Raw genomic sequence first — 16,936 nt, forward strand, 5'->3', positions numbered from 1 at the left:
CAATGGATGGCGGCGAGCATCCCGTTCCATCCGATCCGCGTCAACGTCACGCGCACAACGCGCTTAGCTGCCAGTGGCCTTTATCTCGGCGCCCTGCAGCCACACACGCCAAGGCCCCGCAGTGCGGGGCCTTGAGGATGTCTTCGGTGGATGTGTTCGGCCCGTGCGAGCGCTCAGCCGCTGCGCGCCTGCTGCCGCTTCACCGCATACCCGATCGCCAGGATCAGGAACCACACCGGGCTGGCCAGCAGCGCCTGGCGCGTATCGGTCTGCAAGGTCAGCAGCACGATGACGAAGGCGAAGAACGCCAGACACACGTAACACATCAACACACCGCCCGGCATCTTGAACTGCGAGGCGGCGTGCTGCTCCGGCCGCTTGCGGCGATAGGCGATGTAGGCGCACAGGATCAGCGACCACACGAACATGAAGAGCACTGCCGACAACGTGGTGACCAGCGTAAATGCAGTGACCAGGTTCGGGATCAGGTACACCAGCATCGCGCCGAGCAGCAGGCAGACGCAGGAAAACAGCAGCCCACGTGCCGGCACCGCAGCGCGCGAGAGCTTGGCAAAGCCCTTCGGTGCATGCTGCTCTTCGGCTAGGCCGTAGAGCATGCGGCTGGTGGAGAAGATGCCGCTATTGGCCGACGAGGTGGCCGAGGTCAGCACCACGAAGTTGATCAGGCTGGCCGCGGCCGGCACACCGGCCAGCACGAACAGCTCCACGAACGGGCTCTTGTCGGCCACCACCTGCCGCCACGGCGTCACCGCCATGATCGCGACCAGGGCAAGCACATAGAAGATCAGGATCCGCACCGGAATCGAGTTGATCGCCTTGGGCAGATTGCGCCGCGGGTCGGCGGTTTCTGCAGCGGTGGTGCCGACCAGCTCGATGCCGACAAAGGCGAACACCGCGATCTGAAAGCCGGCAAAGAAACCACCAATCCCCATCGGGAACATGCCGCCATCGTTCCACAGATTCGACAGCGAGGCCACGTTGCCCGACGGCGAGCGGAAGCCCCAGGCCACCAGGCCGGCGCCGGTGATGATCAATGCGGCGATGGCGATGATCTTGATCAGCGCAAACCAGAATTCCATCTCGCCGAACAGCTTCACCGTCACCAGATTCAATGCAAGCAGCAACAGCACGCAGGCAATGGCCGGTATCCATGGCGCCAATCCGGGAAACCAGAACTGCGCATACGCAGCAATCGCGATGACATCGGCGATGGCGGTGATGATCCAGCAGAACCAGTAGGTCCACCCGCAGAAGAACCCGGCCCATGGCCCGAGCAGATCGGTGGAGAAGTCGATGAACGACTTGTACTCCAGGTTGGACAACAGCAACTCGCCCATCGCGCGCATCACGAAGAACAGCATCGCGCCGATGATGAGATAGACGAACAGGATCGACGGCCCGGCCAGACTGATCGTCTTGCCCGAGCCCATGAACAGCCCGGTGCCGATCGCCCCACCGATCGCGATCAACTGCAGGTGGCGATTGGACAGGCTGCGTTGCAGATGATCGGGCGCGGACGGATCGGACATGGGCACGGCACCGGCAAGTGAACAAGCCGTCAAAAATACGAGATCGCGCCGGCTGGCACCAGCGGTTTGACTGGAGTTGCCTGCATCGAAAACGAACCGGCCCTACTCACGCCTGGCGTCGCGCCCCATGATGGTGCGCAGCGCGACCCGCTCGCATGCTGGCATGGACTGCATGCAGCGGCTCAGCCGATCGACACCGCTCCACGTCCAGCGCTGTCAGGGGCTGTGTGCCAAGGCCGGCATCCACCTCGGCGACTCACACGTCGAAGCGACCAGCGCATCGCCGTGTCGGTCCCGTCGACAGATCCCCGTGATGCCCTGCGCGGCGACCGACACACTGCAGCATCACTCCAGGCGGCGCCCACTGCGCCCGTCACGACAATGACGGTGCGGCATCTCGCACAAACAGCGATCCCCATTCCAGTGCGGCGGTCCGCTTCGTGTGGCAGGCGCACTCGCGCCCGCTTCCTTGACTGGGCGCACGGACCGCGCGGGCACTAGCTGGTTTCCTGCGCAGCCACCACCCAGGAGACTTACATGCAATCACGCGCCCACTTACTGCTCGCCCTCGCGCTGCTCGCCCCGGTCACACCGCTGGCCATGCAGGTCGACTCGCGCGGGCAGCTTGTCGATGTGCAGGGGCGGGTGTTGCAGCTCCGCGGCGTGACGTGGCCGGGATTCGATCGCAGCACGCTGGTGGCGACCGGCTTGCACAGCCGCACACTGGCGCAGCTGCTGGACCAGATGCAGGCGTCGGACATCAACGCCGTGCGCCTGCCCGTTTGCGCCGCGGCGCTGAACGGCAGGCCGGTGCCCGCTGCGGCAGTGGCCGGCGACCCGGCATTGCACGCGCTCAATTCCCTGCAACTGCTCGATGCAGTGGTGCGTGCCAGCAGCGAACGCGGGATGCAGGTGCTGTTTGCCTTTGCCGATGGCGGCTGCGACGAGGAGGCGCCGCAACTGGGCAGCGATCCACAGGCGTGGACACGCGATCTGGTCACCCTCGCACGCCGCTACGGCAACCACGCCGGCGTGATGGGCGTGGACCTTGGCAGCAGCGGTTATCGCAACGCGACCTGGGCGGGAAGCGCCGCAGCGTCGGACTGGAACCGCGTAGCCTCGCGCGCCGCCACAGCGGTGCTTGCGCGGGCGCCGCGCTGGGTGGTGGGTGTGGAAGGCGTCGGCAGCAACACCGTGTGCAGCGACACCGCACGCAAGGCCGCAGGCAGCAATCTGCAACCGCTGGCCTGCGTGCCCTTGCGTATTCCGGCGCGGCAGCTGGTACTGATGCCGAAGCTGGCCGGGCCCGATCGTGATGCGGCCGAGGCGTTTGCGGCACCCAACTTTGCGCAGCTGCTGCCCGCCACCTGGCAACGCGATTTCGGCACGTTTGCAGTGGACCATGCGGTGATCCCGGTCAGCATCGGCGGCGGCCTGGGCGATGGCGATCCGCGCGATGCCGCATGGCAGACCGCCCTGAGCAGCTATCTCTCCAGCAGTGGCATGCGCAGCGCATTTCTCGGTCGCTGGGAGGTGGGCAATGCCAACAACGGTGGCCTGCTCGGGCCGGACGGCAGCCCGCGTGCGGACAAACTGCAGGTGCTGCATCAGGCGTGGGGCATCGGCCATGGAGCGGGGTCGGCTGCCTCGGCAAAGGCGGCCGGCACGAAGGATACCAGCAAGGCAACCGCCTGGAACGGCACCTTCACCGGCACGGCCACGTACACCGGCTCCGGCTACTCCGGCGGCGCGCTGCTGCTGGACCCGATCCCGAGCACCGCCTTCATCACCGCGCTCAACCCGACGCAGCTGAACTTCGGCGGCGTCAAGGCTGCGCTGGCCGGCGCCTATCTGGAAGTGACCGGCCCCAAGGGCAAGACCACCGTCTATGTGACCGATCTCTATCCGGAAGGCGCCTCCGGCGGGCTGGATCTGTCGCACAACGCGTTCGCTGCGATCGGCAACATGGTGGACGGGCGCATCCCGATCAGCTGGAAGGTGGTGCGCGCACCGGTGAGCGGCAACGTGCAGTACCGCATCAAGGAAGGCAGCTCACGCTGGTGGGCCGCAATCCAGGTGCGCAATCACGCCTATCCGGTGGTCAAGTTCGAGGTCAAACAAGGCAGCACATGGAAGAGCCTGCAGAAGACGGACTACAACCATTTCCTCGGCGAACAGCTCGGCAATCAACCCCTCTCCATCCGCATCACCGACATCCGCGGCAAGGCCATCCTCGATACCATTCCCGCGCTGTATGAAGACGGCAGCCATCCGGCGTATTTCCAGCCGGGCCAGGTGCAGTTTCCGTAGCAACTTGCGTACCGATCGATGTGTCTCGTTGTTCGTGCAGAAGCATCGGCACAGCGGTGATCCGCACGGTCAAGCAACGTCTGCATGGCCGCGCGTGATGCAGGCGGGCGCGACGCAGAGAGTGCAAGCCACTGATGCAGTGAGTGCAAGCCAGCGTTAGCTAGCGCAATCCAGCCTCAGCGTATCTAGCGAATGGCACTCCGGCCAACCATCGCCACCACTGTGCGGACCGCAATGAAAACGCCCCTCTTCCACCGGGAGAAGGGTCGGGGTGAGGGTACGGCGGCCGCACCGGTCACGCACATTACGCAGCCTCAATTACGCTGGCACATCCCATCGCATTCATTCAAAGCAGGTGCAACGCGCTCCAAACCGCGATGCAAAAGCCCCTCTCCCACCGGGAGAGGGGTTGGGGGTGAGGGTACGGCGGCCACGTTGGTCACGCACATTACGCAGCCTCAATCACGCTGGCACATCCCATCGCATTCATTCAAAGCATGCGCGCTCCAAAGCAATGCAATGCAATGCAATGCACTAGAGCTGAAACCGCACATTCAACGCATGCCATACATCCACACCGTGCGCACTACTCACGCACCACCAATCCATCAACCACCAGCCAACCCACCCCCGGCACGTCCCGGCAGCGCCTGGTCGTCATCCTGTTCAAGGTCGCCAACTTCATCGCGTAAGCCGCCTTTCTGCGGTGGCTGTTCTTCCAGAGGAGTCTGTTCCTCATTGGTATCCGGATCCGGTGTGCCGTGGACCGACAGACCTGCCGCGAACGAGGTCATCGGCCGCGCGGTGCGTGGATTGAGATGCATGTCTGACTCCTTGCGGTTGACGGTAGCGACAACGCTAGGCCGCACGGTGCTACCGGGCTGTGAGCCGGATGGTGGCGTTCGTGACGCCTTGTTGACGCGTCCTGCCCGGCGCAGTGTTCCTGCAGCGCGCAAGCCGCAGCGTACTTCGCTTCAACGACGATGACTGCCGGTGCTTCAGGTCAGCGCTGCACAGTGGCCCGGCGACAGAGCTCCGCAGCACGCCAGCCTCACCGGTCGTGCCACCGCTATCATGCGCACTCACCTCCGAGGCAACGCCATGCGCTACTGCGTCCTTCTCGCCCTGCTGATGACCATCGGCAGCATGCAGGCGGCCACGCCCACGTCCCGCCTGGATGCGGTATTGCAGGCCGGTGTGCTGCGCGTCTGCACCACCGGCGACTATCGGCCGTACTCGCTGCTGCGCGCCGATGGCCGCTTCGAAGGTAGCGATGTTGCGCTGGTGCAGTCGCTGGGCGACAGCCTGCAGGTGCGCGTGCAATTCGTGCAGACCAGCTGGCCGACGCTCCTGCCCGACCTGCTGGCCGATCGCTGCGATATCGCGGTGGGCGGGATTTCGGTGACCTTGCAACGGCAGCGCCAGGCAAGCTTCAGCGCGGTGCTGGACGTGGACGGCAAGATCCCGCTCGTGCGGTGTGCAGACCGCAAGCGCTACCGCACCATCGAGCAACTCAATCGTCCCGAGGTCCGCGTGATCGAGCCGGCCGGTGGCACCAATGAAGCCTTTGCGCGGCGCGACCTGCCACGCGCGCAACTGCGCCTGTTTGCCGACAACACCACCATCTTCCACGAGCTGCTGCATCAGCGCGCCGACGTGATGATCACCGATGCCTCCGAAGCGCTGTACCAGCAGGCCCGGCTGCCGGGCCTGTGCGCCATCGCCCCCGAGCAGCCCCTGCAATACAGCGAAAAAGCCTTCCTGCTACCGCGCGACGACCAAACCTGGAAGGCCTATGTCGATCAGTGGCTGCATCTGAGCAAGGCCAGCGGCGAGTATGGGCGCATCGTTGCCGCCTGGCAGGAATAGGGAATAGGGAATCGGAACAGCAGTGGATCCGACGCCTTTGGCGGTGCTCTTACGAATCCCCAATGCCGAATCCCCAATCCCCGCCCTCAAACGATCTTGGTCCGCCGCCACCACCTGGACACCTGCTCCTCGCGCACCAGGGTGAACAGGCCGGCGCTCAGGATCAACGCGATACCCACGCCCATCGGCCAGTCCAGATGATCGTGAAACAGCAGGTAGCCGAAGGCGATCGCCCATAGCATCTGGCTGTATTGCGTAGGCGCAACCACGCTGACCGGTGCCAGCCGCGTGGCGTACATCATGCAGATGGCGGCCAGCCCGGCCAGCAGGCCGTAACCGGCCAGCAACCCCCACTGGTACAGCGTGGGCCACACAAAGCTCGGCAACATCATGATCCCGCCCATCACCAATGGGCCGATCACGCCGGCGCCATACAAGGTCAGGCGCTTTTCGCTATGTCCGGCCATGCGCAAGGTGATCACCGAGATGGCGCCGACCAGGCCGCACACGATCGCTGCCACATGCCCATGGGTGAGATGGCGAAAGCCCGGGCGCAGCACGATCAGCACGCCGATGAAGCCGACGATCACCGCCGACCACCGCCGCCAATGCACCTCTTCCTTGAGGAAGATCACCGACAGCACGGTGACGAAGATCGGCATCAGGAAGATCAACGCAAAGGCTTCGGCCATCGGCAAGGTGGTGAAGGCGATCACCGAGGTGAGGTTGCCGATGGCCCCGGTGAAGGCGCGCAGCAGCCACAGTGCAGGCTGTTTTGCCATCACCAGCTCGCGCAGCTGGTCGTCGGGCTTCTTCAGGAACGGCACTGCCAGCAGCATCAGCAGGGCACCGAGAAACAACACCTCGTAGACCGGCAAGGTGCCTTCGAGCAGCTTCACGAACGCATCGCTGATCGAATAGGCCGCGTAACAGGCGAACCCCAACAACACACCCTTCAGCATTGCCCATACTCCACGGTTGACGCCGATCGATGCGGGTATCGATACGGACGGCCCGCAGTATGCGGTGCGGGATGTGTCAGCGGAACCGCGGGCAAGCACCACGCAGCGCTCGCTGCGTTCGGCCGGGCGCGGCCGGACACGCATTGGCAGCAGTCGTGCAGCGCACTGCGCGGCAGCGGTGCACTCCCGGGCCGGCACGTGCCAGCACCGCAGCGATCCGGCAGGATGCAGGTGGTGGTCTCTCGCACGCTGGCCGTCCTCGCCAATTTGCCGGGCCGATGCCCGGAAGCATCAGGTCGGTTACGATGCCAGCCCTCTGCGCCGCCTCGCGCAGCGCCCGCCCTCCATGTTCCTGCCAGCCGTGCCCCACTATTCCGGACCCTTGCTCGCCCTTTCCGATGCCCAGGCCTTGCTGGCCGCGCGTAGCGCCGGCCGCGTCGCGTGGACGGGGTCGCTGGATCTGGGCCGCAGCACCGGGACCGCGCAGCTGGATGCGCAGACCTGGCAATGGCGCGGCCGGGGCTACCCGTATCCGGGCAAGCTCAAGGACCGCACGCTCTATTTCTGGGACGGCGACGATTTCGCGCCGATCTCGCGCTTCGGCAGCGCGCTGATCAAGCTGGTGCCTACCCAATGGGGCGCGCCCACCTTCGAGATCGACGGCATCAAGATGCTGCCGTCGGCACAACTCTCGCCGTTCGAGGATGCGCGCCGCAAGGTGGCGTTGGTGAACCCGCGCGGCAAGAGCGTGCTGGACACCTGTGGCGGCCTGGGCTACTTCGCAGCCTGCGCGCTGGAAGACGGCGTTGCGCAGGTGCGCTCGTTCGAAAAGAACGCCGACGTGCTGTGGCTGCGCACGCTCAACCCATGGTCGCCGGACCCTGAGGCTGCCGCTGCCGGCGGGCGGCTGCAGCTGGTGCATGCCGATGTCGCACAGCAGATCGCCACGCTGGCCGACGATTCGGTCGATGCCATCCTGCACGACCCGCCGCGCTTCGGCATCGCCGGCGAGCTGTATTCGCAGGTGTTCTACGACCAGCTGGCGCGCGTGCTGCGCCGTGGCGGGCGGCTGTTCCACTACACCGGCGCGCCCAACAAGCTCACCAGCGGGCGCGATGTGCCCAATGAAGTGAGCAAGCGCCTGACCAAGGCCGGGTTCAGTGCGCAGTTGGCGCTGGATGGCGTACTCGCGACGTTGCCGGCCCGGCGCTAGCCGCACCCTCGCCCGCGGCGGCGCAGGAGGATTTGCGATACTGCACCGTCCTCGACACGGACGTTGCATGCGCGCATCCCGCTTCATTTGATGCCTGGCGAGGTTGGCGGCAACGCTCTGCACGTCTGCCGGCGCCCAGACGGCAGACGCGCAGGCCACGATGCAACACACCGCCACAGGCCTGTCGCTGCAAGGTGTGCGCAGGTTGCCGCCGCTATACTGGCCGGGCAGCACACCTGGTCGGGTGCATGGAACGCTCCACGCTGCTTTCGCCTCAAGGAAGATGGCCTGCAACCGCGCAACGGCGATTGCCCGGACGCTTCCTTGAGTTCCTGCTGTTGTGCCATGTCATGGCAACAGCGTCGCACCAAGGATCTCTCGTTGAAAACGTTCGCTACCTTTCTGCTTGTCTCTCTCAGCCTGCTGCTGGCGTCCTGCAGTGGCAGCGCCACCGGCGGCGCTTCCAGACTTTCGTCGAGCGACTACCTGCTGCACAACATCTCGGTGTGGAATGGCGCGGTGAGCATCATCGATCCGTGGGTTGCCGGTGACCGCGGGCAGAGCCTGATCTCCGATGCCGTGGCGCTCAAGCCGCTGCAAGGCTACAAGACCGAACTGGGTAGCCGGCGCAAGGCCCTGGCCGCCAACGCGCAGGCCAACACCGCCATGGCCTCGGGCGTGCCGGACGACGCCAAGGACCTGGACAGCAAGCTGACGACCTATCTCCGCAGCGCCGACGCCATGATGGCGGCACTGGAACGCGTTGCCGCGCTGCCCAATGGCTACACAAACACCGAGCTGGCGCCGGTGGCGCAGGACCTGGAGACCGTCTCCACCCGACTCAACACCGACATGCAAGCCTTGAATACCGCCCAGCGCGCCTATTCCACCGCGCACAAGATTCCAGTGCGGGAAGCCCGGCAGTAAGCAGTGCAGCAATCGGTCGCCTGCGTAGGCGACCGATGCACAACGCTGCCATCAGTGTCCCAGGCCGAACATCAAGGTGCGATGGGTTGCGGCACCGGCCATGGCGCCGCTGGCAACCGCAAACGCCACCGATGCGGCGGGGCTTGCGATATCGCCACAGGCAAACACGCCCGGCACCGTGGTGGCCTGTAATGCGTCGACTGCGAGGTAGTGGCCCAATGGTCCCTCGCTTGTGCCGCATCCTAGCGCTGCCACCAACGGGCTGATCTGAGTCTGTGGGGTGATGAACACACCGTCCAGCGCAAATGCCTGGCCGTCGTGCAGCACCACGGCCAGCGCGTCGCCCTCGCCTTGCAGCCCTGCAACCGCACCCGTCACCAGCGCAACGCCGCGTGCCTGAAGTTGCGCGTGTTGCGCCTCGTCCAGCACCAAGGTGTCGTTCAAGAACAAGCGGGTGGCGCCCCAATCCGGCAGCATGCTGGCCTGGTGCACGGCAAACGCCGATGTGGCCACCACACCGATGCGGCCTTGCTGCAGCTCGTAACCATGGCAGTACGGGCAGACAAACACCTGCCTGCCCCAACGCTCGGCCAGGCCCGCAAGCGCAGGCAGGCGGTCGACCATGCCCATTGCCAGAATCAGCCGACGCGCGACGTGGACGCTGCCGTCGGCAAGCGTGGCCTCGAATGCATCGGCCTCGCCGCGCAGCTGCACCACCTCGCCACCGGCCCACTGCACGCTGGGATAGGCCAGCACCTGCGTGCGGGCTTCATCGGCAATCTGCGCAGGCGATGCGCCATCGCGGCCCAGAAAGCCGTGAGAGGTTGTGGCGAACCGATTGCGCCGCTGGCCGCTGTCCACCAGCAAAACGGTGCGCCGCGCGCGTGCCAGCTGCAGTGCGGCCGACAGCCCCGCATAGCTGCCGCCAATGATGAGTACGTCGTGGTGCATGGTCGCTCCGGGTCGCCGCATGAATTGATGTACTTTTCGATGTTACATGAAAAGATGTCAAGACAAACTGCGGTCACGCAACCGGAAAACGCCTTGGAGCTGCAAGACCCTTCAGCACGCCGCCGTCACGGGGTAGGGACGGCGCAGCAGCAGTGCGGTACACGCGTGTCACGCCGGCTCGAGCACCGGTTGCGCCCGCCTGCCGGCCGAGCGATCAATGTGCTTGGCGCTCCTTGCTCACTGCGGCGACGCCTGCCGGCGCTTGCCTGCACCCGTGCCGGCAGGCGGTGTGCCGGCGCTGCACAGCGCATCGAACTCGCTGGCCAACGCGGCCAGGGTCACCGTTCCCAGACGGCGAAGCAGCACTGCTTCTGCGTCGGCCAGCGCATCGGCAATCGCCGCATTGACGACACGCTCCACGCCGCACTGCGGGTTGGGATGATCGGCGCCGATTGCAAACAAATGCGGCCCGCCGACCGCGCGATGCACGTCCAGCAACGTCACCTGCGTCAGATCGCAGGCGATCTGCCACCCTCCGTGGTGCCCCTTGCTCGATTGCACGTAGCCGGCACTGCGCAGCCCGGCCATGGTCCGGCGCACCACCACCGCGTTGGTCGCCAGCATGCTGGCGATCTGCTCGGAGGTCATCGGTTGCTCGCGTCTGGCCATGTGCAGCAGCACATGCAACATGCGGGAAAGGCGGCTATCGGTTCGCACGCGGTCTCAGGCTTGGTCTGGTTGATTCAGAGGAACGACATGCCCTCGTCAGCTCGCGATTGTGCCGCAGCGCCCTGCGGTTGTCGCAGCGTGCTGCCGGCTGAGCGCTGCTGGTTCAGCACACCGCCCATTGATCGCGCCCGGCCGTCTTGGCGGCATACAGCGCCAGATCGGCCTGACCGAGCAGCACATCCAGCCCGGTGGCCGGGGCCACGCTCACCGCCCCCATGCAGAAGCGCACCGGCTGCTCTGCCGGCAGGCCGGGGATCTCGATCGCGGCCACCGCATTGCGCAAGCGCGCAAACACGGCCGGAATTTCATCCGGCCTGCAGCCCGGCAGCACCAGCAGGAATTCTTCGCCACCCAGCCTGCCCAGGCGGTCCTGCGCACGCAGTGCCAGGGTCGACGCGCTGGCCAGCGCCTTGAGCACCGCATCGCCGATGGCATGCCCATGCACATCGTTGATCAGCTTGAAGTGGTCCAGGTCGATCAAGGCCAGCATGCACGGGGTGTGCGCACGCAACGCCTGCTCGATCTGCTGTTGCGCTTCGGCGCGGATGGCGCGGCGATTGGGCAGGCCGGTGAGTTCGTCGCGCATGGCCAGGCGCGACAGCTGCCGGCGATGCCGCGCCCCGAAGGCCAGCACCACCAGCGCCCCAAGCAACAGCAGGCAGGCCGCGCACAACGCTATCCACAGCGCGCGCTGGCCGGCTTCGCGCGCCTGCAATGCCAGCTGCGCGGTTTCGCTGCGGCGGCGCAACTCGGCGTTTTCCGCCTCGCGGCGCGCATCTTCGTAACGCGCCTGCAGGCGCAGCATCACCGTGTCGCGCTGGCGCTCCAGGCTCTGCGCGCGCAGTGCGTTGGCACGCTGCAGCTCCTGGTATGCCTCGGCATGCCGGCCTTCGGCCGCCAGTGCCTGGGCGATGGCCTCGACCAGCTCTGCACGCCGGCTCAGGGTCAGGTTCGGGTCGTCCGCGTCCCTGGCCGCGATGATTGCGCTGCCCAGGCTGGCGGACTTCAGCGCGATCAATGCCCGCAGCAGCACCGTGTGGCACGCGGCGACCCGGCCGACATTGCCCTGGGACTGCATCACGGGCAGCGCCTCGCGCGCCATGCTCAGCGCCGCCGCGGCATCGCCGGTGTCGATCAATGCCTCGCTGGCGCTGGTCAGCGCCGCCGCCACGCCGGCCTGATCGCCCAGCTCGCGGCTGAGCGCCAGCGCGCGCCGGAAATGCAGCAACGCCGCTGCCGGCTGCTGTTGCGCCAGCGAGGTACCGTATTCGTATTCGATCAGGCTGCGCTGGAAGCGCGCCGGCTGGCCCTGCAGGCGCGCCAGGGCACGCTGCAGGTAATCCTGCGCGTCGGTGTCGTCGGCAACCCGGCCGGCCACGCGGCTGGCCAACGACCCGAGCTGGGTCAGCCCGTCCATTTCCAGACCCAGCTGATGTTCGCGCACGGCGCACTGGTAGCTGGTCTGCGCGGCGCTCCAGGCCTCGTCGCTGCTGCCGGAAGCCAGCATGCTCCACATGTCCACGGCTTCGACTTCGCACACCAGATCGCTGCGCCCCAGCGCGCGCGCCTGCTGCCGCAATGCATTCAACCGCGCCACCATGCCGCGATTGGGATTTTCGCGTACGTCGCTGAGCGCCTGCACGATCTCCAGCCACAGCCGCGCCTGCGCGGCGTTGCCGTGCAGTTGGTCCAGCAGGCCACGCGCCTGCGCCAGCGCCGCCTGTCGCGCGTCGGTGTCTTCCAGGGAGATCAGCACCCGGGCCTGCGCCAGCTGCGCCCAGAACTGCGCATCGCTGTCGCCATCGACGCGCGCCCGCTGCAGCGCCTGCCGGGCGATCTGCAGGGCCTGCATCGGGTCGTCGAGCGTGGCCGATTCGATGGTCTTCCACGGCTGCGGCTGCGCCCAGCCCGGTGCACTGAACAACAGCACCATGCACGCGGTGAGCACACCTCGCCAGGCGGTCGCGGTCCTGCTCAACCGGTGCTCACGGTCGCTGCAGACCAGACCGCATGCGCAGCGCGCCCATGGCACTACACGTGGCAAGACCCGTGGCCCGGCCCGGGCTGGCTGTTTGCTGCGGCATCTCGGGCACTCCCTTGGTCTGACAGCGGTGGAATCCGGTGAGCCGCCTGCACGGCGCGCTCGATGTCTTGCGGCTGCAATGATGACTGGCAGACACGGCAGGTCACGTGAGCGCGCAGCGGGTCGAGCCCGTTATCGGCCGCGTTGCGCACGTCTTGAATCGGGCTGCATGAATCGGTTGGGCGCGGCCCGCGTGCACATGCCGGCCGTGGCACACCGGGTGGCCTGCTGGACACGGTGCCCGAGGTTCACTGCGCAGATCGAGGTCACTCACCGGCTCGTCCGCACGCAGCCGAGGGGGTGTATCGCCGTTGTCGTTGGCTGCCGTGCGGTGCGGCAGGCCGTACGCTCACGCGGTGCGTCCTGCCGGCCAGCTGACACGATCGACATCGGCGATGCCGCCGGCCGCCACGCGCCACCTCGCGCGCCATGAAAACCGCCACACCCAGGCCACGTAAACTGCGCCACGGCGATTTCCGCCATCGATCCTGGAGACACCGTGACCTGCCCCCTGCCCCGCCTGCTCACGCTGCTGGCCATCGCCCTGCTGTCGGCCTGCGCCACCCAGGCGCCGCGCGCACCGCAACGCTCGCCGGAGGCGGTCAAGGCCGACATCGCACGGCGCCTGCCAGCCAACCTGCCCGACCGTGCCGGCTGGGCCAACGATGTCTACGTGGCGCTGTCGTCGCAGGCGCTGGACGCCAGCGCCGAGCACATCTGCGCGGTGCTGGCGGTCACCGAGCAGGAGTCCACCTATCAGGCCAATCCCGTCGTGTCCAACCTGGGCAAGATCTCGCGCGCGGAAATCGATCGCCGCGCCGGCGCGCACCACATTCCCGCCTTCATGGTCGATGCGGCGCTGCGCATCACCTCGCCGGACGGCCGCAGCTACGCCACGCGTATCGCCGCCGCCCGCACCGAGCAGGAGCTGAGCCGCGTCTTCGAAGACTTCACCGGCAGCGTGCCGCTGGGCGCGCGCCTGTTCGACGGTCTCAACCCCGTGCACACCGCCGGGCCGATGCAGGTGAGCATCGCCTTCGCCGAACAACACGCGCAGCGCTACCCCTACCCGCCCGGCGACTCGATCCGCCACGAGGTCTTCAGCCGCCGTGGCGGGCTGTGGTTCGGCACCCAGCATTTGCTTGGGTACCCGGCCACCTACGACAGGCTGTTGTACCGTTTCGCCGATTTCAACGCCGGGTGGTACGCCAGCCGCAATGCCGCCTTCCAGGCCGCGCTGAGCAAGGCCAGCGGCATCTCGCTGACACTGGATGGCGACCTGCTCACACCCGGCGCCAGCCTGGATGCGCCTGGCGGCACCGAACGTGCCACACGCGCGCTCGCCAGCCAGCTGGCAATGAACGACCGCCAGATCCGTCGCGCCCTGGAGGCCGGCAACACGCTGGAGTTCGAAGACACCTCGCTGTACCGCGAGGTGTTCGCCCTTGCCGACCGCACCGCCGGCGCGCCCTTGCCGCGCGCCGTGCTGCCCGGCATCACCCTGGACAGCCCCAAGATCACCCGCACACTCACCACCGCCTGGTTTGCGCAGCGGGTGAATGAGCGCTGGAAGCGCTGCATGGGCAAGTAAGCGCGCAGGTGCATCAGCCGCAGCACCTGCACACCCTTGCGCCGGTGCGCAGCGCAACCCACCCGCCGGACGCAGCGCCTTGTACAGACACCCGCATTGCCTGCAGGCACATCTGCGGCGAACCGCAGCAGATGCCGGCAGCGCGCTCCGGCAGTCGCTCGTCAGCAGTTTCTGGAGGCAATCACGGCACTGCCTGTTCGGTACTTCGCCCATTGATCCGTCGCGCAGGCGATGCGATGTCGCTCAATGAGAAGCAAGACTTCCGGCAGAGGCACGCCTGGCAGGCAGCGGGTAGCATCGTGCGGTCGCGCCAACCGCGTTGCGCGCTCCTTTCGTCCCGGAGAGTCCTACATGCCCACCCCGTTGCCGATGCGGCACCTGTTCGCCGCCGTGGCCCTGGCCGCCCTGCCAGTCCTCGCCAACGCGCAGGCGCCTGCCGTCACCGAGGCCGACTATGCGCGTGCCGAGCAGTTGATCTACTACGCCGCGCAGCCGCTGGTCGACCATGCCCTCACGCGCATCGATTGGCTGGACGCCACGCACGTGGTGTATGTCGATCACGACGCCAAGGGCAACCGCCTGCTGCAACTGGACACCGCCACCGGCAAGAGCGCGCCGCTGTTCAAACAGGCCACGCTGGTCGCTACGCTCAACACGCTGCTGAAGACCGGCGACAAGCCGCTCAAGGCCAATACCTTCGCACCGGTGGTCAAGCGCACCGCCGATGGTCGTTACCGCCTCAATGTGCGCAATACCGCCGTGGTCTGCGATGCGCGGGCGCGCTGCAGCAAGCTCTACACAAAGGACAAACCCGAACCGGGTGTGCTGTCGCCGGATAAACGCAGCGAAGCCTTCATCCGCAACTGGAACCTGTGGGTGCGCGACCTGGCCAGCGGCCAGGAAACCCAGCTCACCCGCGATGGCGTGGAAAATTTCGGCTATGCCACCGACAACGCCGGCTGGCAGCACAGCGACAACGCCATCGTGGCGTGGTCGCCGGATTCGCAAAAGATCGCCACGTTCCAGCAGGACCAACGCAAGACCGGCGACATGTATCTGGTCAGCACCAAACTCGGGCATCCGGAACTGCAATCCTGGAAATACCCGCTGGCCGGCGACAAGGACGTGACCATGATCGAGCGCGTCATCATCGACGTGCCCACGCGCAGCGTGGTGCGTCTGAAGCTGCCGCCGGATCAGCACCGCTCCACCTTGTGCGACGACGTCAGTTGCTCGCCGGGCCTGTGGGATGACGTGAAGTGGGCGCAGGACAGCAAGACGCTAGCGTTCGCCTCCACCTCGCGCTTTCACAAGCAGACCTGGCTGCGTATCGCCGATGCCGGCACCGGCGCCGTGCGCACCGCGTTTGAGGAAACCGCCAAGACCTATTACGAAAGCGGCCAGGTTGCCGCCAATTGGGCCTATCTGCCAGCCAGCAATGAAGCGATATGGTTTTCCGAGCGCAGCGATTGGGGCCAGTTGTATCTCTACGATCTGGCCACCGGCAAACCCAAGCGCGCCATCACCAGCGGCGAGGGCAACGTCACCAAGCTGTTGCGCGTGGACCCGGCGAGCCGTACTGCCTGGTTTGTCGGCGTCGGCCGCAGCCCGGGCGTGGACCCCTACTACCAGCAGCTGTGGAAAGTGAGCCTGGACGGTGGCGAGCCGGTACTGCTCACCCCCGAAGCAGCCGATCACAGCATTGCGCTGTCACCGGATGGCGCACGTTTTGTCGACACCTATTCCACCTCCGTCACCCCACCGGTCACCCTGCTGCGCGATGCCGGCGACGGCCGCACCGTCAGTACGATGGCCACTGCCGACATCACCCGCCTCAAGGCGGCCGGCTGGGTGCCGCCGGAACCGATCACGGTCACGGCACGCGACGGCAAGACCACGCTGTACGGACTGATGTTCAAGCCCAGCCACTTCGACCCGACGCGCAAATACCCGGTAATCGATTACGTCTACCCCGGCCCGCAGACCGGCTCGGTGCGCGGCCGCAGCTTCCTGGCCGGCCACGGCGACAATCAATCGCTGGCCGAACTCGGCTTCATCGTGGTCGCCATCGACGGCATGGGCACGCCGTGGCGCTCCAAGACCTTCCACGACACCTGGTACGCCAACATGGGCGACAACACCCTGCCCGACCAGGTCGCCGGCTTGAAGGAACTGGGCAAGCGTTACCCGTGGATCGATCTGGACCGCGTCGGCATCTGGGGCCATTCCGGCGGCGGCAATGCGTCCACCGCGGCGATGCTGCGCTATCCGGACTTCTTCAAGGTGGCCTGGTCGGAAAGCGGCAACCACGACAACCGCGGCTACGAAGACGACTGGGCCGAGAAGTATCACGGCGAGCACATCGTCAACGCCGACGGCACATCCAACTACGACGACCAGGCCAACGCCAACCACGCCGGCAAACTCAAGGGCCGGCTGATGCTGGTACACGGCACCCTGGACGACAACGTGCCGCCCTACCTCACCCTGCTGGTGGCCGATGCGCTGATCAAGGCCAACAAGGACTTCGACATGCTGATGCTGCCCAACGCCAAGCACGGCTACGGCGACCTGACCCCGTACGTCGCCCGCCGTCGCTGGGACTACTTCGTGCAGTACCTGCTCGGCGCCACACCACCGGCGCAGTACCAGATGAAGCCGATGCCGAAGGAATGACCACCCCGCTACGCGGCACCGCCATCGGTGCCGCGTGGCGCGTCTTCAAGCATTACCGAAAGCACGCTGCACCCC

The 16,936-nt window shown here is 66.4% G+C and carries 12 protein-coding genes; 6 read left to right on the forward strand and 6 right to left on the reverse strand.

Annotated features, from left to right (window positions below):
* Positions 1-173: 173 nt before the first annotated feature.
* Complete coding sequence (gene cycA, locus ABQZ09_RS07715) at positions 174-1,550, reverse strand: D-serine/D-alanine/glycine transporter (protein WP_349776561.1); 1,377 nt, start codon at positions 1,548-1,550, stop codon at positions 174-176.
* A gap of 537 nt (positions 1,551-2,087) precedes the next feature.
* On the opposite strand from cycA, the gene ABQZ09_RS07720 reads away from it, so the two are divergent.
* Positions 2,088-3,860: an expansin EXLX1 family cellulose-binding protein gene (locus tag ABQZ09_RS07720; protein WP_349776562.1), complete on the forward strand. Its 1,773-nt coding sequence runs from the start codon at positions 2,088-2,090 to the stop codon at positions 3,858-3,860.
* Positions 3,861-4,468: 608 nt separating this feature from the next.
* Here ABQZ09_RS07720 and ABQZ09_RS07725 read toward each other — a convergent pair.
* Positions 4,469-4,684 (reverse strand): hypothetical protein, encoded by a 216-nt coding sequence (locus ABQZ09_RS07725; RefSeq protein ID WP_349776563.1) that lies wholly within the window; start codon positions 4,682-4,684, stop codon positions 4,469-4,471.
* Between the two features lie 277 nt (positions 4,685-4,961).
* Between ABQZ09_RS07725 and ABQZ09_RS07730 the strand changes: the two genes are divergently transcribed.
* Positions 4,962-5,729: a transporter substrate-binding domain-containing protein gene (locus ABQZ09_RS07730; protein WP_349776564.1), complete on the forward strand. Its 768-nt coding sequence runs from the start codon at positions 4,962-4,964 to the stop codon at positions 5,727-5,729.
* An 86-nt stretch (positions 5,730-5,815) separates the two neighbouring features.
* Here ABQZ09_RS07730 and ABQZ09_RS07735 read toward each other — a convergent pair whose 3' ends face one another.
* Positions 5,816-6,691, reverse strand: a complete 876-nt coding sequence (locus tag ABQZ09_RS07735) for a DMT family transporter (protein WP_184389741.1) — start codon at positions 6,689-6,691, stop codon at positions 5,816-5,818.
* Between the two features lie 346 nt (positions 6,692-7,037).
* Here ABQZ09_RS07735 and ABQZ09_RS07740 point away from each other — a divergent pair, with 346 nt between their 5' ends.
* Positions 7,038-7,904, forward strand: a complete 867-nt coding sequence (locus tag ABQZ09_RS07740) for a class I SAM-dependent methyltransferase (protein WP_349776565.1) — start codon at positions 7,038-7,040, stop codon at positions 7,902-7,904.
* A gap of 381 nt (positions 7,905-8,285) precedes the next feature.
* On the forward strand, positions 8,286-8,831 hold the full coding sequence (locus tag ABQZ09_RS07745) for a hypothetical protein (protein WP_349776566.1): 546 nt from the start codon (positions 8,286-8,288) through the stop codon (positions 8,829-8,831).
* Between the two features lie 51 nt (positions 8,832-8,882).
* On the opposite strand, the gene ABQZ09_RS07750 is transcribed toward ABQZ09_RS07745, so the two are convergent.
* The 3 genes from ABQZ09_RS07750 to ABQZ09_RS07760 form a co-directional block, all read right to left on the reverse strand.
* Positions 8,883-9,782, reverse strand: coding sequence for an NAD(P)/FAD-dependent oxidoreductase (locus tag ABQZ09_RS07750; RefSeq protein WP_349776567.1), 900 nt, complete (start codon positions 9,780-9,782; stop codon positions 8,883-8,885).
* A 237-nt stretch (positions 9,783-10,019) separates the two neighbouring features.
* Positions 10,020-10,499: an Rrf2 family transcriptional regulator gene (locus ABQZ09_RS07755; protein ID WP_184553107.1), complete on the reverse strand. Its 480-nt coding sequence runs from the start codon at positions 10,497-10,499 to the stop codon at positions 10,020-10,022.
* A gap of 115 nt (positions 10,500-10,614) precedes the next feature.
* Positions 10,615-12,444, reverse strand: coding sequence for a GGDEF domain-containing protein (locus ABQZ09_RS07760; protein ID WP_349776711.1), 1,830 nt, complete (start codon positions 12,442-12,444; stop codon positions 10,615-10,617).
* 649 nt (positions 12,445-13,093) lie between these two features.
* Between ABQZ09_RS07760 and ABQZ09_RS07765 the strand changes: the two genes are divergently transcribed.
* Both ABQZ09_RS07765 and ABQZ09_RS07770 read left to right on the forward strand, forming a co-directional pair.
* Positions 13,094-14,185: a DUF1615 domain-containing protein gene (locus tag ABQZ09_RS07765; protein ID WP_349776568.1), complete on the forward strand. Its 1,092-nt coding sequence runs from the start codon at positions 13,094-13,096 to the stop codon at positions 14,183-14,185.
* Positions 14,186-14,536: 351 nt separating this feature from the next.
* A complete protein-coding gene (locus ABQZ09_RS07770; RefSeq protein ID WP_349776569.1) occupies positions 14,537-16,861 on the forward strand; it encodes a S9 family peptidase in 2,325 nt (774 codons plus the stop codon).
* Positions 16,862-16,936: the final 75 nt, after the last annotated feature.

The sequence above is a fragment of the Xanthomonas sp. WHRI 6106 genome, assembly GCF_040202405.1.
Lineage (GTDB): Bacteria > Pseudomonadota > Gammaproteobacteria > Xanthomonadales > Xanthomonadaceae > Xanthomonas > Xanthomonas cannabis.

Bases quoted from the DNA above. Each gene is read 5' to 3' on its own strand.
- cycA (WP_349776561.1), bottom strand. From the start codon at position 1,550: ATGTCCGATCCGTCCGCGCCCGATCATCTGCAACGCAGCCTGTCCAAT.
- ABQZ09_RS07720 (WP_349776562.1), top strand. From the start codon at position 2,088: ATGCAATCACGCGCCCACTTACTGCTCGCCCTCGCGCTGCTCGCCCCG.
- ABQZ09_RS07725 (WP_349776563.1), bottom strand. From the start codon at position 4,684: ATGCATCTCAATCCACGCACCGCGCGGCCGATGACCTCGTTCGCGGCA.
- ABQZ09_RS07730 (WP_349776564.1), top strand. From the start codon at position 4,962: ATGCGCTACTGCGTCCTTCTCGCCCTGCTGATGACCATCGGCAGCATG.
- ABQZ09_RS07735 (WP_184389741.1), bottom strand. From the start codon at position 6,691: ATGCTGAAGGGTGTGTTGTTGGGGTTCGCCTGTTACGCGGCCTATTCG.
- ABQZ09_RS07740 (WP_349776565.1), top strand. From the start codon at position 7,038: ATGTTCCTGCCAGCCGTGCCCCACTATTCCGGACCCTTGCTCGCCCTT.
- ABQZ09_RS07750 (WP_349776567.1), bottom strand. From the start codon at position 9,782: ATGCACCACGACGTACTCATCATTGGCGGCAGCTATGCGGGGCTGTCG.
- ABQZ09_RS07760 (WP_349776711.1), bottom strand. From the start codon at position 12,444: ATGGTGCTGTTGTTCAGTGCACCGGGCTGGGCGCAGCCGCAGCCGTGG.
- ABQZ09_RS07770 (WP_349776569.1), top strand. From the start codon at position 14,537: ATGCCCACCCCGTTGCCGATGCGGCACCTGTTCGCCGCCGTGGCCCTG.